26 protein-coding genes are annotated in these 26,312 nt (G+C 39.0%); 2 read left to right on the forward strand and 24 right to left on the reverse strand.

Translation table 11 applies throughout. The features are described from left to right. Window positions 1-10: 10 nt before the first annotated feature. From FFM68_RS07870 to FFM68_RS07980, 23 genes are all read right to left on the reverse strand, one after another. Entirely contained in the window at window positions 11-364 is a 354-nt protein-coding gene (locus FFM68_RS07870; protein ID WP_137618829.1) for a PTS glucitol/sorbitol transporter subunit IIA, read from the reverse strand. A 27-nt stretch (window positions 365-391) separates the two neighbouring features. Beyond that, window positions 392-1,456: a PTS glucitol/sorbitol transporter subunit IIB gene (gene srlE, locus FFM68_RS07875; RefSeq protein ID WP_137618830.1), complete on the reverse strand. Its 1,065-nt coding sequence runs from the start codon at window positions 1,454-1,456 to the stop codon at window positions 392-394. Between the two features lie 13 nt (window positions 1,457-1,469). Next, window positions 1,470-2,003, reverse strand: coding sequence for a PTS glucitol/sorbitol transporter subunit IIC (gene srlA, locus FFM68_RS07880; RefSeq protein ID WP_016179328.1), 534 nt, complete (start codon window positions 2,001-2,003; stop codon window positions 1,470-1,472). An 18-nt stretch (window positions 2,004-2,021) separates the two neighbouring features. Next, window positions 2,022-2,399: a transcriptional regulator GutM gene (locus tag FFM68_RS07885; protein ID WP_137618831.1), complete on the reverse strand. Its 378-nt coding sequence runs from the start codon at window positions 2,397-2,399 to the stop codon at window positions 2,022-2,024. Between the two features lie 57 nt (window positions 2,400-2,456). Continuing rightward, window positions 2,457-3,707 (reverse strand): NAD(P)H-dependent oxidoreductase, encoded by a 1,251-nt coding sequence (locus tag FFM68_RS07890; RefSeq protein WP_137618832.1) that lies wholly within the window; start codon window positions 3,705-3,707, stop codon window positions 2,457-2,459. 1,019 nt (window positions 3,708-4,726) lie between these two features. Further along, entirely contained in the window at window positions 4,727-5,368 is a 642-nt protein-coding gene (locus FFM68_RS07895) for an L-fuculose-phosphate aldolase (protein WP_137618833.1), read from the reverse strand. Window positions 5,369-5,381: 13 nt separating this feature from the next. Beyond that, window positions 5,382-6,437 carry a s-methyl-5-thioribose-1-phosphate isomerase gene (locus FFM68_RS07900; RefSeq protein WP_137618834.1) on the reverse strand — a complete coding sequence of 352 codons (1,056 nt, stop codon included), beginning with the start codon at window positions 6,435-6,437 and terminating at the stop codon, window positions 5,382-5,384. Window position 6,438: 1 nt separating this feature from the next. Beyond that, window positions 6,439-7,665 (reverse strand): S-methyl-5-thioribose kinase, encoded by a 1,227-nt coding sequence (gene mtnK / locus FFM68_RS07905; RefSeq protein WP_137618835.1) that lies wholly within the window; start codon window positions 7,663-7,665, stop codon window positions 6,439-6,441. 180 nt (window positions 7,666-7,845) lie between these two features. Next, the gene (locus FFM68_RS07910; RefSeq protein WP_137618836.1) at window positions 7,846-8,199 is read right to left on the reverse strand and encodes a PTS glucitol/sorbitol transporter subunit IIA; all 354 of its coding nucleotides are present in this window, start codon (window positions 8,197-8,199) and stop codon (window positions 7,846-7,848) included. Between the two features lie 21 nt (window positions 8,200-8,220). Then, on the reverse strand, window positions 8,221-9,213 hold the full coding sequence (gene srlE / locus FFM68_RS07915; protein ID WP_137618837.1) for a PTS glucitol/sorbitol transporter subunit IIB: 993 nt from the start codon (window positions 9,211-9,213) through the stop codon (window positions 8,221-8,223). A gap of 62 nt (window positions 9,214-9,275) precedes the next feature. Next, window positions 9,276-9,827, reverse strand: a complete 552-nt coding sequence (gene srlA / locus FFM68_RS07920) for a PTS glucitol/sorbitol transporter subunit IIC (protein ID WP_137609004.1) — start codon at window positions 9,825-9,827, stop codon at window positions 9,276-9,278. 2 nt (window positions 9,828-9,829) lie between these two features. Then, the gene (locus tag FFM68_RS07925) at window positions 9,830-10,309 is read right to left on the reverse strand and encodes a transcriptional regulator GutM (RefSeq protein WP_137618838.1); all 480 of its coding nucleotides are present in this window, start codon (window positions 10,307-10,309) and stop codon (window positions 9,830-9,832) included. After that, entirely contained in the window at window positions 10,306-12,159 is a 1,854-nt protein-coding gene (locus tag FFM68_RS07930) for a BglG family transcription antiterminator (RefSeq protein ID WP_137618839.1), read from the reverse strand. The genes FFM68_RS07925 and FFM68_RS07930 overlap by 4 nt, the downstream gene beginning before the upstream one ends. 20 nt (window positions 12,160-12,179) lie before the next feature. After that, complete coding sequence (locus FFM68_RS07935) at window positions 12,180-12,980, reverse strand: SDR family oxidoreductase (RefSeq protein ID WP_137618840.1); 801 nt, start codon at window positions 12,978-12,980, stop codon at window positions 12,180-12,182. A gap of 154 nt (window positions 12,981-13,134) precedes the next feature. After that, window positions 13,135-14,193, reverse strand: coding sequence for a zinc-binding dehydrogenase (locus FFM68_RS07940; RefSeq protein ID WP_137618841.1), 1,059 nt, complete (start codon window positions 14,191-14,193; stop codon window positions 13,135-13,137). Between the two features lie 110 nt (window positions 14,194-14,303). Next, a complete protein-coding gene (locus tag FFM68_RS07945) occupies window positions 14,304-15,572 on the reverse strand; it encodes a PTS galactitol transporter subunit IIC (protein WP_137618842.1) in 1,269 nt (422 codons plus the stop codon). Window positions 15,573-15,839: 267 nt separating this feature from the next. Next, window positions 15,840-16,127, reverse strand: a complete 288-nt coding sequence (locus FFM68_RS07950; protein WP_137618843.1) for a PTS sugar transporter subunit IIB — start codon at window positions 16,125-16,127, stop codon at window positions 15,840-15,842. Window positions 16,128-16,144: 17 nt separating this feature from the next. After that, window positions 16,145-16,618, reverse strand: a complete 474-nt coding sequence (locus tag FFM68_RS07955; RefSeq protein WP_137618844.1) for a PTS sugar transporter subunit IIA — start codon at window positions 16,616-16,618, stop codon at window positions 16,145-16,147. Next, window positions 16,618-18,693, reverse strand: coding sequence for a BglG family transcription antiterminator (locus FFM68_RS07960; protein WP_137618845.1), 2,076 nt, complete (start codon window positions 18,691-18,693; stop codon window positions 16,618-16,620). Before FFM68_RS07960 ends, FFM68_RS07955 begins: the two co-directional genes overlap by 1 nt. A 416-nt stretch (window positions 18,694-19,109) precedes the next feature. Further along, complete coding sequence (locus FFM68_RS07965; RefSeq protein WP_137618846.1) at window positions 19,110-20,567, reverse strand: aldehyde dehydrogenase family protein; 1,458 nt, start codon at window positions 20,565-20,567, stop codon at window positions 19,110-19,112. Between the two features lie 213 nt (window positions 20,568-20,780). Further along, the gene (locus FFM68_RS07970) at window positions 20,781-21,188 is read right to left on the reverse strand and encodes a DUF4809 family protein (RefSeq protein WP_137618847.1); all 408 of its coding nucleotides are present in this window, start codon (window positions 21,186-21,188) and stop codon (window positions 20,781-20,783) included. Beyond that, window positions 21,181-21,858, reverse strand: a complete 678-nt coding sequence (locus FFM68_RS07975) for an HAD family hydrolase (protein WP_137618848.1) — start codon at window positions 21,856-21,858, stop codon at window positions 21,181-21,183. The genes FFM68_RS07970 and FFM68_RS07975 overlap by 8 nt, the downstream gene beginning before the upstream one ends. A 224-nt stretch (window positions 21,859-22,082) precedes the next feature. Beyond that, a complete protein-coding gene (locus tag FFM68_RS07980) occupies window positions 22,083-22,655 on the reverse strand; it encodes a TMEM175 family protein (RefSeq protein WP_137618849.1) in 573 nt (190 codons plus the stop codon). A 267-nt stretch (window positions 22,656-22,922) separates the two neighbouring features. Here FFM68_RS07980 and FFM68_RS07985 point away from each other — a divergent pair, with 267 nt between their 5' ends. Then, window positions 22,923-23,117, forward strand: coding sequence for a hypothetical protein (locus tag FFM68_RS07985; RefSeq protein WP_137618850.1), 195 nt, complete (start codon window positions 22,923-22,925; stop codon window positions 23,115-23,117). A 318-nt stretch (window positions 23,118-23,435) separates the two neighbouring features. Here the strand turns inward: FFM68_RS07985 and FFM68_RS07990 are convergent, their stop codons facing one another. After that, complete coding sequence (locus FFM68_RS07990) at window positions 23,436-24,254, reverse strand: ZIP family metal transporter (protein WP_137609018.1); 819 nt, start codon at window positions 24,252-24,254, stop codon at window positions 23,436-23,438. Between the two features lie 316 nt (window positions 24,255-24,570). Between FFM68_RS07990 and spxB the strand changes: the two genes are divergently transcribed. Beyond that, window positions 24,571-26,292 (forward strand): pyruvate oxidase, encoded by a 1,722-nt coding sequence (spxB, locus tag FFM68_RS07995; protein ID WP_137618851.1) that lies wholly within the window; start codon window positions 24,571-24,573, stop codon window positions 26,290-26,292. The last annotated feature ends 20 nt before the right edge of the window (window positions 26,293-26,312 follow it).

Raw genomic sequence — 26,312 nt, forward strand, 5'->3', positions numbered from 1 at the left:
GACCTTTTAACTAAATAATCTCTATCACGCCACCGATTTCAAAAGTTGGAAAAATGCCAGGGGTGACGATAATTGCTCCAGGTAATATTTCTCCAATTTCGTTACGGAAATAAATTGAAATATGTCCTAATTCTTCAAAATTTGAATTAGCTTGTGATCCCACCTCTTCAATTGTGAACTCTTGATCTCCAAACTTGATTTTACCACCAATTTTCAACGTACCTTTAGGGCGATCCTCAAATTCATGAATCACACAAATATCTCTCAATTCTGCTGGCGCAGAAGGACCAAACAAAATAATTAAGCGTTCTTCTTCGAAAGCTGGAACCATGCTACCGATTTCAATAATTTTAGATTTTACCATTCATCTATTCACTCCATTCAAATAATTTTAATACATACCAAAACTAGCTAACCATGCTAAAATTACAGCTGTAAATCCAGTCAACATTCTGCCATATAAAATTGCGGGCACTCCGATTGCCACTGTTTCCGGTTTTGCTTCCCCTAATGATAATCCTACTGGAATAAAGTCACACCCTACGTGAGCATTGATTGCAAACAATGCTGGTAATGCATACTGCACTGGAATTGATCCATTGGCAATTTGAGTACCGATCAACACGCCAATAACTTGTGAGATTACCGCTCCTGGTCCCAAGATTGGAGACAAGATCGGAATGCTACAAATTAAAGCTAGAATGATCATACCTGGTAATGAACCTGCTAATGGTGAAAGTACATTAGCCAACCAATCGCCGATTCCTGTATAATTGATAATACCAACAATCATACTAATAAATGCCATGAATGGGATGATATTTTTCAATAGCATATCTAGTGCATCACGCCCCGATTGATAGAATGTACTCATTACACCACCGATACCGCGAGAAAAACGCACTAAGAAGCTATCTTTTTTTGCTTGTTCTTCCTGATGCTCTTCTTTAATTTTTGAATATCTTTCTCGAAATTCTTCTTCAGTTTCTCGACCTTCAGCTAGCATCTTTTCAGTTGCTGCTGCCGATTCTGCATCTTCAGCATGTGCATGATTGATTGCTGCGATTTGTTGATCTTCTAAATTTGCATCTTCTATCTGGCTTACATCCTCTGGTCGAACACCAGAAACAAAAATATCTTCTGTAATATGTTTTGATAGTGGTCCAGATGGAGATGACGATAACACGTCAACTGTTGGAATTCGTTTCATTGGATAAACACCAATTCGCGCTGTCCCACCACAGTCAATAATAGCGCATAACATTTCGTCTTCTGGGATCGCATTTTTGAACCCATCACACGCAATTCCCCCCGTTAAATCAGCAATTTGCTGCGCTACCGGATGGATACCTCCGCCTGTAACAGAAACAACTTTATTTTTTTTATCCGTTGGTGTTAATTTTAGTCCAACGCCCCAACCTTTATTTCCAGGTTTTACAAATACTGTTTTGTACATCACAATTCCTCCTTTACGCGGTTGCCTTTTTTGCTTCTCTAGCCATCATAAACTTAGTAAGTCTCTCAGTTACGATTCCTCGAATCAAAATCACGACAATCCCAACTAAGAAATAGCGAACAGCCAAACTTGATTGACTAAACCCAGCTTTAGTCACACCATTAGCGATTCCTAAGTAAACAAATAATTCGCCCGCATTAGCGTAAGGAAATAGACCAGTAACCGGATGAACAAATGATACTGCTGCATCATAAAATGCTGGTTTTTCTTCTTCTTTAACAAATTTACCAAACGTATAAGCCATTGGGTTCGTTAGCATCAGAACAGCTAAAATCGGCATTAACGAATAACGTAGAATCATGTATTTTGAACAATAGCGGATAGCCCTGTCAACACGTTCTTCACCAATAAACGCAATAACTGAATAAGTAAAGGTTAAAAGTACAATCAATAATGGTACGATTCCAGTCATATATCCCATGAATTGTTCACCACCGGCTTCAAACATACCAATAAAGTTTTTTCCTGCCCATTCGATATATTTCATTATAAAATCCTCCCTCTTTTAAGTAATCGCTTTCAATTTCCGTGTATAAATTTTCGATAAAGCCTTCTCAATTTGTGATCCTTTTTTCTCTTGTGTAACTTCTCTATAATTGACTAATTGTGCTCCTCTGTAGGACTGTTCTTCTTTAAAACGGGCAAAAATGGTTAATCCTTTGCAGATATAACACTGAATAACTTTCCCCTCTGAATTGACAACAACTGCAACAATTGTACGTAATACTTTCCCTTTAACAACTTCAGTGTAAAACTCATATTCTGTGCCAGCCTGTTCAGTTGTAATTTTTTTGATAAAATTTTGATAGTACTTCACCTGAACGATACTTAGCAAACTTTGGCTAAACATCAAAACAATTAAAATAATCATTAAGCCACTCATGATGTCCATCCTCTCCAAAAGCAGATGAGGAGTATCCCCATCTGCTTTAAATTTATCTTAGTCGCCGAACGTTGAATCTTGAAGTTTCCGTAAGCGATAAACTGTTGTTGATTCATCAATTTCAATATCATCGTAAGTCAAGAAGGTACCATCCTTGATATCACGTTTTGCAACAGAAGATCCACCAACTAAGCCAATCGGTACATTATTATTTTTGACTAAATCTTCGTGGGTCTCTAATACACCCCGTACGCAATACCCACCGATACCATCAATCTTTTCTCCAGCTTTGATATCTTTTTTTGCTACCGCAACTGTTTCTGAAATCGGTGAGCCTAGTGGCACAATCGCGTGATCATGATTTAAGACTGCTTTAGCAATCGTAAGTGGTGTTTCTAAACTAGCCAAGTGGAACGGGCGATATAGAATATGGTGATCGCGATCCCCTTTTTTCATCAAATAACTTAATTCATGACGAACACCTTCATTTTGTCCCTTGACGATGACAAACACACCAGGTGCTAGTCCATCAACATACTCAACCACACCGTATTTATCTAACACTCCGCCATTTTCTTTCAAGTCTAAATCATTAACTACTGAATCTAGGTCTCCACTAATGCCATGCATCCCTACTTTATCAGGAATAAATCCGATAGAATTTGATAATAAATTCATTTCAGCCATGGTCTTCGTACCATCTTGGAAAGCAGCTAACATGTGACTAGACATTTTTTTTGAATCAGCTTCTGCTTGGGCGGTATCAGGATTGGCACCGACTTTTAATTTATTATTTTTACCTTTACCAGCAACTAAAACTTCCATTCCCATACTTTTTGCAAATTCAAATAATTCTGTTGTCGCAGCTGGTTCATCACCGTCAGACCCTGTATAAACTAAGTTTGCTGAATCATACATCTTTTTCATCAATGGCCCAATCGTGATGTCTACTTCCACGTTTAACAAGACAATGTGTTTTTTCGCCAATAGTGTTTCCAAGGAAATTTGTGCGCCTACTTCTGGAACTCCTGTCGCGTCGACAATAACTTCCACTTTATCCGAATGAATAATTTCTTTAAAATCTGAGCTGACTAGAATATCTACTTTTTTCTCAGCACTTGCGTTATAAGCATCTGCCGCACGTTGTGCACTATCCTTATTAATATCACTAATTCCTGTTACTGCCATTCCTGGAATTGTTGAAATTTGCGCAACCATTCCAAACCCCATCTGGCCGGCACCAATTACTCCAACTTTGATTGGCGCACCGTTCTTTTCTCTTTCTAAAAGCTTTCCATAAAGTGTCATTATTACTCCCCCATATTTTTTGACATATGACAATATATTTGTCTTATGCCATAAGATAGCTTTAGTATAACATTAGGTTGTTTTGTGTCAACGCTTTCTTTTCACAAACTATCTTTGTATATTAATTAGAACATATGTTACCAGCTGATTAACATCTATAAAAAAAGTGATATAACTCTAAATTTATGAATTCCCCTATTAAATTAATATGTCTCATTGAAATTAAAATCACAATCATACTATTTTTAAAATAACTAATGTTGGATTAGCTACCCTCTTTAGAATTTTCAATACGAGAGTAACATGATTCTATTTAGACTTTTTTCACAATGTATATAAAATACAACCGATCTATAAACCATGTTATTTATTAGTAAATAATACCTGACTTTTCTTTGCCAAGACAGCTTATTTCCAATTGTTGTGAAAATAAATACTATACGATTTTTTCAGAATTTTTTTCAAATATCAATGTTTTACTGAATAAAAAAATAGCGAATTTATTTAATAGATGGAGTAAGAGCATATACAACTAGTTTTGGGGAATTATTAACAAAAACTAGAAATATCAATTTGAAACACCCAAAATAATAATTTCCCATTCTGTATACCAAATTTTCGTCATATAAATATTAATAAGAGTATTGAAATTAAATCAGATCTATGTAAAGAATAAGCTGTCAGAGAAATTTTTTTCTCTGACAGCTTGACAAGAATATCTCTAGCTTTTTCTGATTCAATTGTACTTACGCAATATCCTTTTGACTAAAAGCTCTCATTCCCATATTGACAGGATAAATTTCTATATTACTCTCAGATAATTGTTGTACTCTTTTTCTTCAAAAACTCAATTAATTGCGTGCTACTTACAATTTCATCTAATGTATGATAAATATTTGTTGCCACTAGACATAGAAAAACTCCCTTCGCTAAATCAGCAGTTGGTAACCACTTATTTTATAGAAGGAAGTTTTTATCGCTAAATCTGGTTTGTCCGTATGTTTCTACATATGATTTTTTTATTGTTGTCCATATGTCGCAAATTTCTCCAAGACTTCTTGCATTTGTGTTTGATTCAATAGTTTTGGTGTCCCGATACAGCGGGCGCGATAGTCTAGTTTTGCTAAGAATTCAATATCTTTTGCCACGCTGAAAGCGCTGGGAAGATCTGGACCAATCGTTAAGACGCCATGATTTCCCAATAAGATTCCATTGTCTTCATGGATAAAATTAAAGGCTTCTTCAGCTAATTCGTAAGTTCCAAAGGTTTTATACGCGCAGCACCGGACTTTTTCACCTACTGAACCGATAATGTAATGCAACGGCTCGATTGCTTGCTGCAGACAGGCAAAAGTCGTCGCGTATTCTGAATGTGTATGAACGACAGAGTGTACCTCTGGTCGATTCGCATAAAAAATACTATGCAGTTCATACTCACTTGATGGTTTACGCGTTCCTTCCAAAACATTTCCTTGTAGATCCATCAAAACGATGTCTTCGGGTTTTGTTTCAAAATAGGGGACACCGCTTGGACTGATCAGCATGACTTGTTCTTCAGGCAAATACAGACTGATATTGCCCCCAGTTCCGGTAGTTAAGTTTTCAGTGATCAGCTTTTTGCCGTATTCGACAATCAACTCGCGTTCTTTTTGGTACTTCATTTTTTTGCTCCTATCAATAAAAATTATTTTCAGGTTGTTCCGCTAAATAGCGAGTTAAATCATAAGGTGAAAAAATTCCCCGATCAGTCACGACCGCACCGATCAATTCCGGTGGCGTGATGTCAAAGGATGGATAAATGGCTTTGACTCCTGCTAACGTGTGTTTGATCCCATTTAATTCCATGACTTGTTCCGGATCACGCATCTCGATCTTGATACTTTTGTGCGTCAGTTTATCTGTATCTGGAATTCCAGTAACAAAATAAGGGATGCCAAAACGTTGCGCTAAAATAGCAATTTGATACGTACCGACTTTATTGGCGATGTAGCCGTCTTGGGCGATTGTATCGGCTGCCGAAGTAAAGAGGTCGATCGTCTCATGTTCCATCAAATACGCGATCATATTATCAGAAACGACTGTCGTATCAAATCCCATTTCCGCACAACAACTAGCAGTCAGCCTAGCCCCTTGCAAATACGGACGTGTTTCAGCACAAAAAAAACGCAGCGTTTTTTGCTGTTCCAGTGCTTCACGCAACAACATTCCGATGATTGTTTCACCGAAACATTGCGTTAAGACGGTTCCGTTGTCAGGAATTTTTGCGATCAAGTATTTTGCCACTTGATTCATTGTGTAATAGCGGCGATTCAAAGAATCAATCGTATTTTGCTTGATTGCTTCGGTGGGATCTTCGCCCTTTGCTAATACTTTTTCTGCGACTGCCACACATTTTTCAGTGATCAATGTCATCCGATTAGCAGTTGTCGGACGCGCATTAGCAATCGTTGTTGCCGCTTTTTTTAAATACAACAGCTGAGCTTCAGGCGCTAAGTTTTTGCTTTCTTCTGCAGCTAATGCCATACCCATTCCTGCTGCAGTGTATGGTCCGGCACTTTGTGTCACCATATCTGTAATGGCTTGTGCGACAGCTTGATGGGTCTCGCATTCGACAAACTCTACCCGTGTCGGATAAATCCGCCGATCTAAGATACGAACTTTACCGTCTTCGTACCAGGCGACATTTTCATATTGCAGCAATGTCGGCATCGTATAATCTTGTCTTTCCAACTTATTCACCTTCTAATTCATTAATTCTATCGATCAATTGACTGCCGCTAGTCATGTGCTGGCGATCGATAATTAATTGGATTCCTAATTTTAATAGCATTTGCTCTGCTTCTACTTTTTTCTCTAACGGGATCAAAGACAGTTCTTTGACCTTTGAGTTGCCTACCACCCGTCGAATGATCTCTGTTCCGGCATAACCCACCGCATCCGTCAAAATCTCTTGCAACAGCGTCTCTTTAAATGCCTGGTGGCGATAAAGCGAAAAAGTCACCGCTTCATCGTAGAATTCAGCTAATTTTCGTCGTACTTGATCATAAACTGTTCCGATTGTCTGTTTGATCCACTGATGGAACGCTTGATCGACTGTCGGATCAAATAAGTTTTTGACTAGCGGAAAATAAAGATGCGCGAGAACATTGCCGATGTCATAGCCCGCTGGTCCATAAAAAGCAAACTCCGGATCGATGACTTTCAACCCGGTTTGATTGATAAAAATAGAACCGGTATGAAGATCCCCATGCACCAATGATTGGGCATTGTTCATAAATTTATTGCGCAATAGTGCGACCTCGACTTGCAGCGGGGCATTCTCATATAAATTTTTGATAACAAACGGCTCGTTGCCAGGAGTCAAAACATTTTGTTTTTTATAGTCATCGTAAGGTTCGGTAAAAACCAAATCTTCACTGATGTCACACATCTCAGGATTAATAAACTTTTTAACCCGCAGCTTTTTCACTTCACGGTCCAAAACAAGATCACTCGTAAAAAGCAGGGTTCGAGCCAAATACTCCGTGATTTCCTCACTAAAATCAGGGAAAATTTTCTTTTCGATCAATTCATAACGCATATTTTGATAATCTGAGATATCTTCCATCGTCAACGCATACATTTTTTGATCATAATGATACACTTCCGGTACAAATCGCGGTGCCAACTCATTTTGCAACCATAAGATTTCCACTTCGATCCGATTGCGATCGATGGTCAATGGCCGCCCAGAAGAACGCAGTAAGACGTCCGCTTGCTTAATGATCAGACTTTCTTGCGTCGCTTGATTTACCACTCGAAAAATATAATTGATGTTCCCATCGCCGATTTCAGTTACCGTTAGCGGATCAGCGCTGGAAAAAGCACCTAATTTCTCCACAACATATTTCTTGACCGCTGCGCTGTCCATTAAAAAATGCTCTTGGTATGCCGTTGTTTCATTCGGTGTGATCCTCATAATATCACCTCATTCATTTCATTTTACTATCGAGAAACGTCTTGCATACTCGATTAGCTTTCTAATACGCCATGTCTTTTTCTTTCGCTATCGGCAAGAAAACCTAGTTTAGCAAGAAAAAAACACCCACCTAAAAGTTTACATTTAAACAAGTCAAATGCAACTTTTCGGTGAGTGTTCTTATTTAATCATAATTTTTGTGCCAATGGTAATGGTCGGTAGTTCTTTGTCTTCCACATAGAGTGTACCCGGAAGTTCCGCCGTTTCTGATCCATCGAAGCGTAAAGTGATATGGCCTAAGTCATCTAAATTTTTCTTTACCACGTCTCCGACTGCGGTGATTTTGTAGCTTTGATCGTCAAAGAAAAATTCCATTCCTGCGATAATCTCATCGGTCGATGGCGACAACTGGATATTGTAACAGTAATCTGCTAATGTTTCCGGTGCGTCATTCCCAAAAAGAATCAACATTTTTTCTTGTCGAAACATCTCTGCTTCAGGTCCAATGTGCGTAACATGTGTCTCAAAAATCATCCTTCATCTCTCCAAACATTTTTAACTATATAATCCAAAACTTGCTAACCAAGCAACAATTACTCTTGGTACCCCATTTAAGAAGCGGGAATACAAAACGGATGGTACCCCAACTTCAACTGTTTCAGCTTCGGCTTCTTCTAATCCTAAACCAACTGGGATAAAGTCACAGGCATTTTGCGTGTTGATCGCAAACAATGCTGGCAATGCTAATTGTGGCGGGATATTTCCTTTTCCGATCTCAACCCCGATTAAAGTTCCTAAAATTTGGCTGATAACCGCCCCAGGTCCTAACAATGGGGATAAGAATGGCAATGAACAGATGAAACCAATAATAATCAATCCAAAAACATTTCCTGCCAGTGGTTTCATTAAATTAGCAAAAACTGTCCCAATCCCAGAACCTTGAATGATCCCAATCAATAATGAAACAAAAGCCATGAACGGAATCACAGTGTTAATCATTGTCTGTACGCCTTCACGTGCAGATTGATTGAAGGTTGCTACAACTTTCCCTGCACCCATCCCGATTTTAGCGATAAAACTTTGCTGTTCTGCTCGTTGTTCCGTAATTTTTTTGTCAGTTGAATATTTGTATTTCTTTTCAGCGGGTTCTTCCGTTGCGTGAAGGGTTGCACCTTCTTCAGTCAATGTGATTTGATTGGGACCTACTGCGGAAACATAAATATCTTCAGTAATATATTGTGCTAACGGACCGCTTTTTCCAGTAGGGACGATATTGATCGTTGGAATATTTTTCTTTGGATAGATTCCACAACGTAATGTTCCGCCACAGTCGATGATTGCTAAAGCGATTTCATCATCAGGAATAGATGTTTTGAATCCATTAACAGATTCCATACCCGTTAACTCAGCAATTTTATCTACGATCGCCGGTTTTTCACCGCCGCCGGTTACATAGATAAATTTATGTTTTTCTTCAGTTGGTGTGATTACTAAAGGGCCGCCGAATCCGCCATTTCCCTTCACTACTTTAATACTATTATAAGCCATGTTTGTTCCTCCTAATAGATTCTTCTCTACTTTTTATCTTGGATACAACGTCATAGATCGTGCTAGTCGACTAATTTAACTTCTTTGCTTAGTTCGATTCCTTGCTGTTTGCAAACAAATGCCGTCGTGAAGTCTGTTACCCAGCCGCCGATAAAGTTCATTACGATCCCAACGAACATATAGCGAATGGCTAGTTCCATCGAGTTTAGACCTAGTTGAGTAATCCCTTGGGCAATCCCCATCCAAACAAATAATTCGCCGGGATTGATATGAGGGAAAACACCGTTACTTGTATGACAAAATTGCGCTTGAGAAGCATAATAACTTGGTTTGTAATATTCTGGTAAAAAGCGCGCCATAGTGAAAGACATTGGATTTCCTAACATAAAAGCGGAAACAAATGGCAAAATTAAATAGCGCGTAAATGGATTTTTTGAAGACGCTTTCGCTATTTTCGTTACACGTTCTTCTCCTAAAAAGGCAATCAATGTGTTCATGGCAACCATCAACATCAAAACAACGGGAACAATCCCCGTCATCCAGCTAATAAAAGTTTCTGCTCCAGTTTGGAAGAGACTCATAAATCCTTCCGCAAATTTTGTAATGTAATCCATTCTTATACACGTCCTTTAGTGAATTTTGTTTGAATCGAATGTTTCATCAACGATAGCTGAGTCCCTAAATTCATCAATGGAGAAACAGGTTTCGTTTCTTGATAATTTCCTTTTTCAACTGCTAAATAGACCTTTTGTGCATTTTCTGCTGCTTGTCGCGTTAATTTATTTTCCTTTGCTAAGATTGTTGACTCCATTAATTGATGGATATCGATCCCGACAAATTGGGGACGTGCTTTGAACCGAGCCACTACGGAGATTCCTTGCATCATCTCTGCTTCTTGAATGACCCCCTCATCTGAAACACCTAATAATAAAATCGTTCCCGAAGCAATTTTTCCAGGTCGGCGGCCAATCGCCACTTTTCCTTTACGTTTCATCCTGATATAGACTGTGTTAAAATTCTTAATTTGCTTCATTCCTAACAAAATCTGAAAAATGTAAGCAATAATAGCAATGACTCCTAAAACGATGATGTTCATTTGACTCCGTCTCCTTCCACCATCAACTGACAGTAATCTTCTTTATTATTGATTCGTTTGACTTCTTTTCGCAGCGTATCATTCGCTGAAATGACAAAAATCGTATCATAAAAACTCAATAATTCTTTTTCCATAGCGAGTGTTAAATTTTCTGGAATTGCCACTAAAAAAACTAATTCAATATCTTCCAAAGAAGAGCCTTCTGCATAGGTTCCAATCATTACTAAAATCTCTTCGATCTGATGATTGATTCCGTGAGGAAAAGCAATTCCATTGCCGATTACGGCAGATTCTTCTTTAGCTTTTTCTAAAATATAACTTCTAAATGTCTCATCAACCTTCTGTTTGACCATCAATTTGTCTAACATCATCGTTAGATTTTCTTCATAAGAACGTTGTTTTTCCAATTGTATGAAGTCCATCTGAATATGATCAAAAATAGCCGCTTTCGTCGCAACGATCCGTTTCCACTCACTCAGCAGCCAATTTTCGTTGAACAAATCCGTCAACTTGATCACTACGGTCGTCGCCTTTGTATGCTTCAATGGAACCGTGGTAAAAACTGCAAAATAACGATCCAGGTCCTTGGTCTCATATTCTTCTTCAGAATAATGCGAGATTCGAATGTTGGGACCTAGGACGGTCTCTAGTTGACGTTTGATCATCAATGCTGTTCCTTTGCCTGTGTTGCAGACGACGGCGATTTCTTTCATCTTTGTCTGATTATCAGATTTTAATGCGAGTTCAAAATAGATCGCCAAGTAAGAGATCTCTGAAATTTGCTTTGGCTTTTGTAAAAATTGTGCCAAAGCATTGATTCCTAATTCTGCCAGTTCATGAGCAAAAGCATGTTTTTGCTTGAATTCCTCGTGAAAGATATCATACGTTTCCACTTGAAAAATCAACCGATTGATTAAAAACATGAAATGAGTGCGCAGATTAATGAACAATTCTGCTTGATCCAAATTAATAATGACCGCAGCATCGATCTGATCCATCATGAATTGAAATAATTTTTTCACTTCAGCATTATCAGCTTTCGTTTCAAGCACCAAATTATTGTTAAAAATATTCAGTGGAAAACATAGAAAGTCAAAATCAAATTGACTAATCGTCAAACTATATTCTGTCGCCAAACTGACAAACAAGTCTTCTAACAGCGAGTCGCCTTCAAAATAATTGATATAATGAGGGACTTTTTGTGTAAGAGCATTGCCTGAACGAATCCGTTGAATAGTTAAAATGATCGTTTTTTTCATCAAACCTAACGTTCGGAAATCTAATTTTTTATCCAACGCGATCGAATCGATTTGCTGCAATAATTCCTCACTCAAGCTCGACTGTTTCAAGTAATCATAAGCATGATGCAAATACAATAGGCGTAGTTGTGCTTCTGCTCCTTCCATCAACAGTCCTTTATTAGGTGTACCAATTAAAGAGACTTGATAATTTTTCATGATTTTTTTCAGATGATTTAAGTCTTTATTCACTGTTGACCGACTGACTCCTAGAATTTCAGATAAATCATCAATCACGATATAGTCTGTTTGGTTCATAAAACAATCAATCAAAACAGCCATTCGCTTCGTACTTGAATTGAAATCTGTTTGTTGTTTTAAACTTCCATTCATGATCTCTGAAAATTGTTGAGAGTCGATTATTTTCAATGAATAAATAGTGTTATTTTCTTCAACAATTGCCGTACGTTCCATCTGATCGTTTAATAATTGAATTGTTTTTTTGGTGGTTTGAGCACTCGTACCAGTTATTTTCTGCAATTCACCCAAACTCAAATAATCTTGAGTAATAAAATGTTGCAGTAATTGATACCAGCGGTTAATTAATGCCATCTTGTTACCCCACCTTCTGTTTATCCGCGAGTTTTTCCTCCAGCAACATTGGTTGTAATACCGGTAATGTAACTAGACCGGTCAGATAGATAATAGCATACCAAATCGGCAACTTCACTGAGTTTTCCACTGCGGCCTAACGGGATGGTGGTTGTCTTGCTATAATTTTTTCGCAAATCATCGACACTGATTCCGCGAGTATAAGCTAATGCCGTTTCATATTTCACCGTTCGCAAGCCTGTTTCTTCCATAATGCCTGGAGCAATTCCTACTACACGAATTCCTTTTTTGCCTAATTCTTTTGCCCATGAACGCGTATAACTATTAACTGCCGCTTTTGTTGCAGCATATGGACTCTGACCTTCTGAACCTTCAAGCCCGCTTTCAGATGACATATTGATGATGACACCTTCACTTCTTCCCACCATATTGCGTACAACAGCTTGCGTCATTAAAAATACACCTTTTTGATTGATGGCTATAATCTTATCAAAGACTGCATCTGACAATTCAAATTCTCCATGAGGATCAGTTGGATCTACTAATAACCGCGGCACATTGATTCCCGCATTGTTCACTAATCCATCAATCTGACCAAAATCTTTCATAACTTGTGCCACGTTTTCTTCCACTTGCTGACGATTAGAAATATCTGTTTGATAAAAGTGCAGATTTTCATGCGCCTGCTTTCCTTCTTGCAGATCAAAATTCGCTACCGTTACATCTTGTTCCAGTAATTCATCAATGATACTTGCGCCAATCCCTGAAGAACCTCCTGTTACGATTACTTTCTTTCCTACAATGTCTAACCAATCTGACATCCATTGTTCCCTCCTCTTATTTACAAACTGAGTATAAAGCGCTTTCCGCAAATGATTAATACACTCTTTTTTTTATCAGCAAAAAAAAAGAGAGACTAATTTGTGAAAAAAAAAAAGCTATACCAGAATTTCTGGTATAGCTTTCTTGATTTAATTAGAATTCTCCGGGATTGGATTCGATCATTACTTTGATCTCATTGCCTTCCATTACTTTGTCAAAGGCTTCGCGCCATTCTGTTAATGGGTATTTTTTCGTGATCATTTCATCGATATTGATCGCACCTTTGGCTAATAGATGGATCGCGATTGGCCAATCGTAAGGATTTTGTGACCGGCTGCCGATGTATTCAATTTCTCGTTGGATAATCGATTCAGTATCTAAGTCCACCATTTTATTAGCAAACAGACCAACTTGGACGAATTGTCCTTGTTTGCGGAGCAATGGCAAGCTGGCATTAACTGCTGGTACCGCTCCTGATGCATCGTACACTTTATCAACCCCGTAGCCATCGGTTACTTCATTGACGATTGCTGCTAAGTCTTCTTTCATTGTGTCGACTACGATATCTGCGCCAAGTTTTTTAGCCAAAGCTAAGCGATGGGCATCTTTTGTGATCCCTGTCATGATGACAAAAGCACCGATTTCTTTAGCGATTTGTAACAGGAATAAGCCGATTGGGCCAGGTCCCATGATAATGATCGTATCTTTTAATTCTAGATGGCTTTTTTGATACATCGCATGGACACAACAAGCCAATGGTTCACTCATCGCAGCACCTTCATAACTTAAATGGTCTGGCAGTAGATGGATACTTTCTTCTCGTGCCAATACGTAATTTGCCATCGAGCCATTTTGCTGCGTCCCGATTCCTTTACGGTGCGGACATAAGTTGTATTGTTTTTCTTTACAGTAGTCACATTCGCCGCAGACATAAAAAGTAGTTTCACTTGTTACGCGATCACCAATTTTGACTTTGGTTACCTTGTCGCCGACTTCCACAACTTCGCCGGAAAATTCATGACCCAGCACAACCGGTGTGGTAGGGTTTTTATATTCGCCCTTAAAAGTGTGGATGTCTGAACCGCAAATACCGGTATAAGCAACTTTGATCAAGACTTTATCTTCTGTCGCTGTGGGAACTGGCAGATCGATAAATGCCATTTTGTCATATCCTGGTTCTTGTTTTGAAACGCCCTTCATCATTTTCGTCATTTCTGTCTCTCCTCATTCATATTAAGGAAAATAATTTTTATCGAAAAAATTATTTTGATTACTTTTTTTTAATTTAAATACCTTTTGATTTTGTAATCATTCGCTAAAGATTAGATCACTTGTGCAACTAGTTCTGAGAATTTCAAGAAGATCCACTTCAAGAAGTTACCGCCAGTGTCTAAGTTTGTGATTTGAGCTGCACCATCAGGAAATTTTACGATTCCTTGCGCCATTTCAGTAATAACTGGTGAAAAATCAGTCGCCATCAATAATGCTAAAGCCATAACGACAGTCAATGAAATAACTGAATGCAAGATATTTCCTTTACGGCTAGGTACAACTAAAGCTGCGAAGAATGGAATCGTTGCTAAATCACCAAATGGTAATACACGGTTTCCTGGTAAAATGACTGCTAAAAATAATGTGATCGGTACCATCAAAAGACCTGTCGATAATGCTGCTGGTGAACCGGTTGCTAAAGCTGCATCCATTCCTAGATAGATCTCGCGATCGCCATAACGGCTTTGTAATAATTTTTGTGCGCCTTCTTGAATTGGGATCAAACCTTCCATCAAGATTTTTACCATCCGCGGCATCAAGAACATTACACCGCCCATGTTCATTCCCATTTGTAAAATACCGATAAAGTCATAACCGCCTAATAAACCAAGGAACATCCCGATGATAATACCCATGATCATTGGTTCCCCAAAAATACCAAAACGTTTTTGAATTGTTTCTGGTTTCACGTCTAACTTGTTGATACCAGGAATTTTATCGACTAACCAGCCAACTGGTAATGCCAAAATAGCATACCCTTGAGCAGAACCGGTTGTAATACTGATTCCTTCTAATCCGTAATACTCTTGAACTTTTGGTGCTGTTTTATCCGCGATGATTTGAATGATAATCGTGAATAAGATGCCGCATAAGATGCCAAAGAAAAAGCTTTTTGTTACAATATAACCAGTTGCTGCTACAGAACTAACGTGCCAGTAGTTCCAGATATCGATGTTTAGTGTTTTGGTCCGATTCAATGCTAACATGATCAAATTTACCACTAAAATGACTGGAATCATTACAGCCGCGATTGGTTGCGCCCATGTCCCGGCTGAGACTGCTGGCCAGCCTGCATCAATAATCGTCAAGTTCAATCCGAACCGTTCAACCATTGCTTGTGCTGCTGGACCTACATTTGTGGTCAAGACATTGATGACCAAGTTGATCCCGATCATCCCAATACCTACAGTGATTCCTGAAATAATTGCTTTTTTAACTGGAACTCTAAAGATAATCCCAACAATAAAGATGATGATTGGCAGCATAACACTTGCGCCAGCACCTAAAACACTCTGTACTGCATTCATTAAACCATCCATAAATTCCTTCCTCCCAATTCGTTTTAGTCTAGTTTTCAAAGACCTTGCTGTTGTTTAACTATCCAGCAAACGGTCGTTACATGGTATTAACATCATTTTTCGTACATCTATTGCACTATACTTCGTCTTATTCAAAATCTGTATTCACAGCTTTGTCACTTATAAAACAGCATTGGAAAATCGCGCTAGTCGCCAAGCATCAGACACCCGTTTACAGAAAAACGAACGTACTTTGAAACTCATGAACTAGCGCCTTGTCCAAAGTTATTAAATTCCTTTAGCTGCTTCAATGATTTGATTTTCAACTTTTTCTGTTCCAATCCCTGTTAAAAATGCCATTGCAGAAATTGCTGGAATTTTGTATTGTGTTGGCAACATTGTTGTTGAAATCAACATGTCTGCACTGTCTTGTCTTCCGGCTGCTTCTGAAATTTTGATTTGTGTGATTTCTACCGGCAAATTATTTTTGGCGAATAACTCCTCAACTTTTTTCATTACTACTGTCGATGTTGCGATTCCTGCTCCACATGCTACTAATACGCGAATTGTTTTCATAATAGTTCTCTCCCTTTTTATAATTGATTGTTTTTAATCGTGCTGATTAACTCAGCTGCTGTTGTCGCTAATAATAATTCTGATAAAACTGTTTCATTTTGTAATAAGCCCATCAACGATTGCAGCATTTCTAATTGCGCATGAGGTTGATTCAGTCCCAATACAAAGACGATCTGAGCTTCTACTTGCTTGCTGTTGTCTTCCATGCTTTTGAAAGCTACTGGGTCTTGCAAAGTCACCACTGCAACAAATTCTTCCAATACACATTCTGCATCAGTATGGGGAACCGCCGCGCCGAAATTCATTAATTGAATACCAGTGGGAAATGTTTCTTCCCGTTTTTTGATTCGTTCTAAAAAGTCTTCTCGAACCCACCCTAGGTCTGAGGCTTTTTGATTAACTTGTTCAAACAACTCATCACTTGAAGAAAAGTTCTCTTGTGCGAAAACTAACGGTTCTTTCACATAGGAACTTAGTGTCGCTTCTGTCATTATTTTGCCCTCCAATATTCATCGTTGAAATCAATCAGCGATTCCCGAATTTCTTCTTTCGTTGTTGCTTTCTCTAATTGTGCCAATTCATCGGCGCCTGCCAAACTCATCATTTCAAAAATCAAATCTAAGTGTTCTTCTTTATCGTTTGAAGCGAGCAAAATTACTGTATGGATTTTTTTGCCATCCTCCGTGAGAATCCCTTTTTTCACCAGTCCTAAACTGATTCCTACACCGATTGCCCCAGCTTCAGCTACTGTATGAGGCAATGCGATTTTATGACGTAAAACGGTATAGGCTGGCGGTAACGGCATTTCTTTTTTCAGCGTCTGTACATAATCAGTTGTGATGACTTGTTGCCGTTCCAACGGTTGTGCCAGCGCTTCTAAAACATCTGGCCAGCTGATCGCTTCTTCAAAAATTTGGATCGTTTCTCCTTTTAAAAGATCGATCAAATGCGGCCGTTTCTTTTCCAGAATTTTAGATTCTTTTGACGCAAATAGGCTTAGCAATTCGTCATAAAAACTCGTTTCGTCTGCGATGACCGCGTGTTTTTTTACCACTGCCAAGATTTTTTCCGGTGTGACGATCTCCGTTTGAATGATCGCTGTGGAACGTAAAACGCGTTCTCTTAATTGCCGTTTTTCTTGTTCTGACAAAAAATTGTTTACGACAAAAATTTTCTTTTCCGTTTTTAGCGGAACTGCCGAGAAAATAAAGTCCACATCATAATCGGTCCGATAAAATTCACGTGCTGACATCGATGTGACAAAATCAATTTCCGGCAATAAGTTTTTCAATGTGTTTTCCAATAAAACGGTGATCGAGATTCCATTCGGACAAACGACAATTGCTTTTTTTCGATTTTCCGGATGGACGATTTCTGAGCTTTCCACGATATGACTGCCGATGAACAACGAAATAAAAAATAATTCCGCATCTGGAACTGATTGTCCAAAATAAATCTCCAACGGTCCGCTAGCTTCCTTGACTAAATAAAATAGTGAAAATAAATTAGCATCTTTATTTTCTTGATAATACTGTGTCTGCAGATTCAAGTGATATTTGATGCGATAGTAAGCTGGCCGCATATGGACAAGCAATCGCTCCAATAATTTTTCTTTTTCCTCTAAGCTGACACTAGCGATTTGTTCAAAATTTGCGATGACTTGTTCTAAAGCTTCCTTCATTTTGTTGATCTCTTTCACCGATAAAATATCACCGCGGGAAAGATTAGTCGTCAGCAGCAGCATCGTCAAGTAAACGCGTTCATTTTCACTTAGACCATCCACATCCCAAATGACCCGATCAGCAGCTAAATATTCTTTCGTGTCTGCAAGTTCGCGATAATTGACTTTAAAACTGTACGAGATCAGCTTGCCTTTTTGCGCCCGACGAATCACTAAAATAATCAATAGCGGTAAGGTTCTTAATCGTTCGTCCGTAAATTGGACTTTCAACTCTTCTTCTACTAACTCCACTCGCTTGCGAAAGACTTCGATCTGTTGCGGATCAATATTGGCAAATTGACCGATAAAATTGATCCCATTGTACATCGCCGCCAAATTATTTAATAAATTGGAAAGAACATTGCGTTTGTTCCACTCATCTCCTTGAATGAAATACCCTTTTTGACGGGTGTATTTCAAAACCAATTGATTTTTCTGCAACTGCTGAGTGACTTCTTTCAAATCCCGCAGTACAGTGTTGCGGCTAACGTTCAATTCATCAATAAAATGATTCAGCGATATATAATCTTCTTTGCTAAGTAACATCAATTCAATTATGGCTGCTCGTTCTTTCCCAGAAAAAACATAATTTTCTGTTGATTCTCCGAGCTGTTCACCACCACCTTTATAATTTGAGAGAATCTCATTTGCGATGAGAAAGTGACCATTTTTTGTTCGTTTGATCTCACTCAACTTTTCATCTAGCAAAGAATCATTGATTTTCTTCAACGCATAATTCAATTGCCCGCGCGTCAAGTCGAATTTCTCGCACAATGTTTTGCTAGTGATCTGTGGATTGTTGATTAACTCAACAAAAATCTGATTGGTTCGTTCTTCTAAGTTCATCCTTATCCCTCTTTACATCCTTAAATTTAAATGAAAAACGCTTACATTTCCATCATATTTGTTCACCATTAATTCAGTGTTCTTTATTTAACCTGGTACTGATAAACCTTATTTTTTTACAAAAAAAATAAGCGAAAATAAGAAACGCTTAAATAATAGCACGAATCAGTCGTCCAATTCCTATTTTTTACTACGTATTATGCAACTTGATTCTCTTATTTTCTCCCCATTCTATCAAGAGTCTCATTGTTTGTCTGTTTTTTATGTAAGCGAGACTTTCTCATTTTTACAGTTAAAATAGCTTTAGCCTAGGTCTAAACGCTAAATAATCTAAAAAAGAGACTGAAATGGACGAATTCTCATCCTTCAGTCTCTTTTTTCGTCATGATTTCTTTGATACTTTTTTCAATGATAATTTAAAAGGGGTACTGTTTTTTTCCAGTTTTGGTTGTCACCCATTGAACACGAGTAAATTCTTCTAATACCCACTCGCCGTTGAAACGTCCGATCCCAGAATTTTTTTCACCGCCAAACGGTGCGTTCGGCTCATCCGCAACAGTTAATCCATTGATGTGGCACATGCCGGATTCTAACTCATTGGCTAACATCCTACCGTGAGTTAAATCCCTGGTAAATAGTGCGCTGGATAACCCATAATCTGTATCATTTGCTGCTGCAATCGCGGCAGCTGTGTCTTTTACTTTTAAAATTGGTAGAACTGGACCGAAAATTTCCTCATGAAAAACTGCTAGGGCAGGATCTTCTGAAACTAAAACGAACGGCTCGACAATCTGTTCTTTGATTGTTCCTTCTATTAAAAATTTCGCCTTAGATGATCGTGCCTGTTGGATGATTTCTTCGATATGGTCGGTTTGTTTTTGATTGATGATCGGACCGATGATTGTCTGCTTATCGGCAGGATCACCGACAACTAATTTTTTCACTCGTTCGACTACTTTTTCGACAAACGCATCAAAAACCGCTTCAACTACGATGGCGCGATTAGCGGCCATACAAATTTGACCGGAATGCATAAATTTGCTGACGACCAGCGCATGGGCAGCTTCATCGAGATCAGCGTCTGCCAATACGATAAATGGGGAATTCCCGCCTAATTCCAAGGCTACTTGTTTAATCCTTTTTCCGCTCAGCGCATGACGGGCAATATTTTTACCGACTGGTGTTGATCCGGTAAAGGAAATGAAGGTGGGAATGGGATGGCTGACAAAATAATCCCCGATCTCGCTGCCGCTGCCGATCGTCACATTCACTAAACCTTTGGGAACACCGGCTGCTTCAAAAATTTTTGCTGGCAGCAGACCACCGGTCACCGGACTGTCGCTTGCTGGTTTGATGACTACACCGTTTCCCGCAGCAAGTGCAGGCGCCAATGAACGCATGGTCAAATGAAAAGGAAAATTCCAGGGACTGATGATTCCAACGACACCGACTGGGCGGCGCATCACAAAACTTTCTTCACCAGTACTTGCTGGCAAGATTCGGCTCTCGATTCTCAATGGAAAACTAGCTGCTTCTTCGGTGATGCCTTTCGCCAAATTGATTTCAAGTCCGGCTTTTATTTTTGTAGCTCCGCCCTCTTTGACTAACCATTCCATAATTTCAGCTTGCTGTTCTTCAATTAAATCTGCCGCTTTTTTTATCACTTGTCGGCGTTCTTGAGGTGTTTTGGCGATCCATTCTTTTTGCGCTTTTTGAGCGGCCTGATAGGCTTCATCAACATCTTGGGTATTTGCACCTTGGATCGTAATGATCGTCTCTTGAGTATACGGATTTTTATCTTCATTCACATGATCTAAATCATTGCCTTGCTTCCATTTTCCGCCAATAAACTGCTTATCGAATTGTCTTTCCATAGTTTCCATCCCTCCTATCTTCTCATCATAGAATACGCTTTCATTAAAAAGCAAAAAATAGGCTTACTCCATTAGAAACTAAAATGAGTTCGCTTATCTATTTACCTAATGGAAACTTTGCTAAGGTTATCGGCAGTAAAGTTTTACAATCTAGCACAGCAAAAAGGAGCTGTGACAAGAAGTCACAACTCCTTTCAATAAAAGGTACGCTCACTAATCAACTGCTATTCTGATTTCGTAAGGGTCGATTTTGAACAGCCTTGCTAAAATTTGATTGACTTGATCAAACAATTGGTCATTGTCATCAAAATTTTTTTGGGTTTGAATCCGTTGTGAGGCTGTTTGATAAATGATTTGGTCCCCAAGCGGTTTAGGTTCAATCACGTCGTTGCCTTTTTTCAAAACGATTGTCTCTTCACCAATCCCTGTCGGAATGACCGCCTCCCGCCAACCATTTTTCTGGACCAATGTTTGAACAAGTGATGGAACATCAAAATTATCCAATACTTCAGACAAATGATCTTCAAAATGAATAGTGAATGTCTCTGTATTCTGCATCTTACAAGCGTTGCATCCGCCATCAACTAAAAATGCTCTACTGGAAATTGCTGCTTTAGGCATGCGGCTCTCTTCCTTTCTGATAAATAGTATTAAGCTTTTTAGCATCCAATTCAGCAAAAGTCGTTATGATTTGATCTGCAAAAGCTAAATCTTGCTTAGGAAAAGCTGGATTGGCAAAGCCGACACAAACCATTCCAGCATTAGAAACAGCACCTGTACCGTTTTTCGTATCTTCAATTCCCAAACAATTTTTAGGATCTACTCCCAACCGTTTAGCGGCCGCTAAATAGACATCCGGCGCTGGTTTTGAATGCGCCACTTCTTCGGTACTGACGACTTCTGAAAAATAGTCAGTCAACCCGAGCGCTGCTAAATTTGTTTTGATCTCTGCTAATGAAGAGGATGACGCCACCGCTAATTTTAATCCGCTTTCATGCAATCGTTTAACAAAATCCTGTACATATGGAATGACTCTGATACCGTCGCGTTCAATCATCGCTTGGCGCAAAGATGTCATTTGCTGAACATATTCTGGTACGGATAAAGGCAATGAAAATTCTTGTTTCATCTGCTCCCACATATATTCTCCAGTTGTGCCCATAAATTGAAAATGGTAACTCTCCGCCACTTCATGACCCGCTTCTTTTAAAATCTGTGATTTGCTTTGAAAATACGTATATTCTGAATCGACTAATACGCCGTCCATATCGAAAATAATCGCTGCTAACATACTGTTCCTCCATGCAAGTATTTGCTTAAACTCTACCATAGATCTCAAAAAGTGGGTAGCCTTCTAGCAAAAAGACTTCTGCTGACCTGTTCTATTGCTTCGCACTTTGACTCCTTCTAAATTTTCCCAAACAAAAAAGCTGTGATTTCTCACAACCTTTTTTGCGCTTCAAGGAGCGTTCAAGCATTCCATGTGTTAATTAATTTTTTGCAACACTAGCCGTTTTATAATATATTCTCAATTGCTTTTTCTGGAATAAACCACATCAATAAAATCAAAACATTGACAATCAACACCGCGATTGGGGCGATCAACTTGCCTAAAATCAACGCCACGATGGCTAAACCGATGGTTAAATATAATTTGGGATAATGTCTGAACATCTGACCAATCTGAGAATCTTTTCCATTCGCGCGAACCAATGCTCGGACTAGTAAATAATAAGCAAAATCGGTCCCTAGAATAATTAGTCCGTACAAAGCTTGCGGCGCCCAATCAAAGGGATAGTTGCCGACCCAAGCCGTCGCATACGGAAACAAGGTCATCATCAAAATCAAAAAATTATTGGCCCATAATACCCAGCCATCTACTTTTTTTACTACTTGAAAGAGATGGTGATGATTGTTCCAATAAATCGCCAAACTAACAAAACTAATTAGATAGACAATAAACTTATGTTTCATAACAAAAAAAGCTGACCATTCAGCTGAAGCAGGCTCATGCAATTCCAAGACGAGCAAAGTCATAATGATCGCAATGACCGCATCGGTAAACGCCTCTATTCGTGATTTTGACATTTTTTTCTCCTAACTTTTTTCTCCTACAGTTACTAACAAAAAATAAGTTCCCTCTATGGCTTCTATTAAACAAAAAAAATCACAAAATATCAAGGATAATACTGCACTATCGGGCGATTATCAGTCGTTTCTCATTATTCAAAGCGGTTGATGTTTCACTTTGAATCAAGAGAAATCTGATCATAAATACGTCTTAAGTTGGACGTAAATCAAAACTTAATTTGCTAAACTAGATTCAGTTAAACAAATGGAAAGAAGGAATTTAAAATGATGAAAGATTATCCTCTAGTTGTCCGAATTTTAGCTGTTATCGGCTTCTTTTTAGTTGGTAGCTTGATTTTAAGTATTGTTGGTCCAGTACTCGCTGGTTTGATCAAATTATTCTTTAAGGTTGCTATTCCGTTAGCCGCAGCCTATTTCTTGGTTAACTGGTTAACTAAACGCCGCGGGCGGACTTATTAAGCAGTCAAAAATCGTAGAAAATCAGCTTTTTACTGATTTTATCTACGATTTTTTTGCTATTTATCTGAGATTCAGTTTATTCAGATCCATTTAAGCTTCAATTAAGCTTCGGCTATTATATTATGTTCATCCCAAATAATCTTTTTCATTTTGCCAGTTGCTTCGGTGACTGGCACCCTTTTTTTATATCGAGAAACGATTTTTTAAAAAAAGAAAAATTTGATTGATCCATTGGGTTTTAGCTGTCTTAGATTTCTATTGTTAAACAAAAAAAGCTGGAAACCTTTTTTATCAAGACTTCCAGCTAATTGGACGTTGCTATCCTAACGCAACATCTAGGATCATCATAATAATAAAACCAGTCATCGCACCAAACACACCGAAATGATGCTTGCTGTCTGTTGTTGCTTGGGCTTCTGGGATCAACTCTTCCACTACAACGTAGATCATAGCACCTGCGGCAAACGATAGTGCATACGGCAAGAGCGGTTCGACACTAGTTACTAGCAGCGCCCCGATCACAGCTGCGATTGGCTCTACTAGACCGGATGCTTGTCCATAAAGGAAGGACTTTGTTCGGCTCAAGCCTTCTTGTCGCAAAGGAATCGAAACTGCGGCACCTTCTGGGAAATTTTGGATCCCGATCCCCAATGAAACAGAGATTGCTGCTAAAACCGCCACCGCTGGATTCGCTGCTTCGCTTGCAGCTCCAAAAGCTACTCCGACTGCCAACCCTTCTGGAATATTGTGCAAGGTGATCGAAAATACCAACAAAATCGTCCGTTTCAAATGACTCGGCAAGCCTTCTTTTTCCTTATTCGGTCCAAAGTGCATATGGGGAATCGTTTTATCCGCGATGTATAAAAACAATCCTCCTAATCCAAAGCCTAAACTAACTACCAGCCACGGAATTGAACCATTCTCTTCTGCAGCTGCGATCGCTGGGTCTAACAATGACCAAAAGCTGGCTGCGATCATTACGCCCGATGCAAAACCTAACATCAAATTTAATACATTCCGATTGATATTCTTAAAGAAGAAGACTAACGCGGCACCTAATGCCGTCATCCCCCAAGTAAACAGTGTTCCTACCAGTGCCTGCTGCCAAGCCGCTAAACCTAATAACCACCCAATCATAACGTCCTCCTACTTTTTATTATTCTGCTATCTAATTATTACAAAAAATTTGATCTGATGATTCCATGACACTTTTTGAAATAGATCACGCATTCCCTTTAGTTTAGGAATTTTCAACAGTCGCTCTTTTGATTATTTGAAAATAATTAAAAAAAACAACTAACTATCCTTTTGAAACCGTTTTGTTCGTACTAACTTTATCATATTTTAGGTATACCTGTAAACTTTTTCTCCCGAGACACTTTCTTTGCCGGTTTTTTTAAGACACGTTATAATTTTTAATAAGAAACTTACAAAAAGAAAGTGAGTGAAGAAAATGTCAGAAATTAATGCAGGCGTTGCAATGGTCAAAGTTTTAGAAGCTTGGGGAATCGATCATATTTATGGAATTCCTGGCGGTTCTTTCAATTCAACAATGGATGCGCTTTATAAAGAACGTGAATCAATCAAATACATCCAAGTTCGTCATGAAGAAGCTGGTGCACTTGCAGCAGCAGCAGATGCAAAATTGACTGGTAAAGTCGGAGCGGTCTTTGGTTCTGCGGGACCGGGGGCTAGTCATTTGATTAATGGACTTTATGATGCACAGATGGATCATGTCCCTCTTTTAGCTTTGTTAGGACAAGTTCCTTCTACTTCGATGAACTACAATGCTTTTCAAGAGTTGAATGAAAATCCGATGTTCGCAGATGTCAGTGTATACAATCGAACAGTGATGACTCCTGAAAGTTTGCCGCATGTAATCGATGAAGCAATCAAAGCAGCCTATCAACAAAATGGGGTCGCCGTTGTTACTATCCCTGTTGATTTTGGTTTTGAAGAAATTGAAAAAGTTGAGATCGCGACTGCAAAAAATCATAAGACCGGCGTACTTCTTCCAGCTGAAGCAGATTTAAAAGCGGCACTGCCATTAATCGAAGCGGCTAAACAACCGGTACTTTACATCGGTCAAGGTGTTCACGGTGGATTTGATGCGATTAAAGCATTCGCTGAACATTTTTCAATGCCAGTTGCATCAGCCGTCTTAGGTAAAGGGATCGTTCCAGATTTATATGAAAATTTTTTAGGCTTTGCGGCACGGGTAGCAACTAAACCCGCAAACGAGGCGTTAGCTGAAGCAGACTTGATCCTATTTGTCGGCAGCGATTTTCCATTTGGACGTTACTTCTTTAATCCCGCTGCGAAATTTATCCAAGTCGATATCGATGCAGCGAAATTTGGCCGGCGCCATCATGTCGATTACTCTGTTTTAGGTGATGGCGCAACGGCGCTTCGTAGATGGGTCGAACTTGGAAAAGCCCGCCCAGCAGACGACTGGTTGAAAGCCAATCAAGCAAATATCCGTAACTGGCACACTTGGCGCAAGAGCTTCTACAATGACGATTCGACGCCATTACGTGTAGAACCAGTCTTTAAAGAAATCAATCGTATCGCTGAACAAGATGCCGTCTATGTTGCCGATGTTGGAAATGTTACTTTGAATGCGATCCGCCACTTAGAAATGAATGGTGAACAGCAATTTACTACTTCCGGCTGGTTTGCGACGATGGGCAATGGTGTCCCTGGCGGAATTGCCGCTCAATTGAGTTATCCAAACAAACAAGTCTTTACATTCAGCGGCGATGGCGGCTTTGCAATGCAAATGCAAGATATCATCACACAAGTAAAATATGATTTGCCAATCATCAACGTTGTTTTTTCTAACAATGCTTTTGGTTTTATCGAAGCTGAACAAGAAGATACAGAACAACAAAAATTCGGTGTCTTTTTAGAAGAAGCAGATTTTGGTAAAGTCGGTGAAGCGCTAGGTGCTGATGGCTTCACGATCACTGAATACAGTCAATTAGAACCTGCGTTCACTGCTGCTAAAGCAAGCAAACGGCCGGTCGTAATCGATGTCAAAATCAAAGACGAACGTCCCTTGCCAGTCGAAGCTTTAGAATTAGAGCCAGAAAAATTCTCAGCAGAACAAATCAATGCCTTCAAAGAAAAATACCAAGTTCACGATATGCCAACTTTGCGAGAATTATTGAAATAAAATAAAAGGAGCTGTGACAG

Origin of the sequence: Enterococcus xiangfangensis (genome assembly GCF_005405365.1) — a bacterium.
In the GTDB taxonomy this organism is placed as follows: domain Bacteria; phylum Bacillota; class Bacilli; order Lactobacillales; family Enterococcaceae; genus Enterococcus_A; species Enterococcus_A xiangfangensis.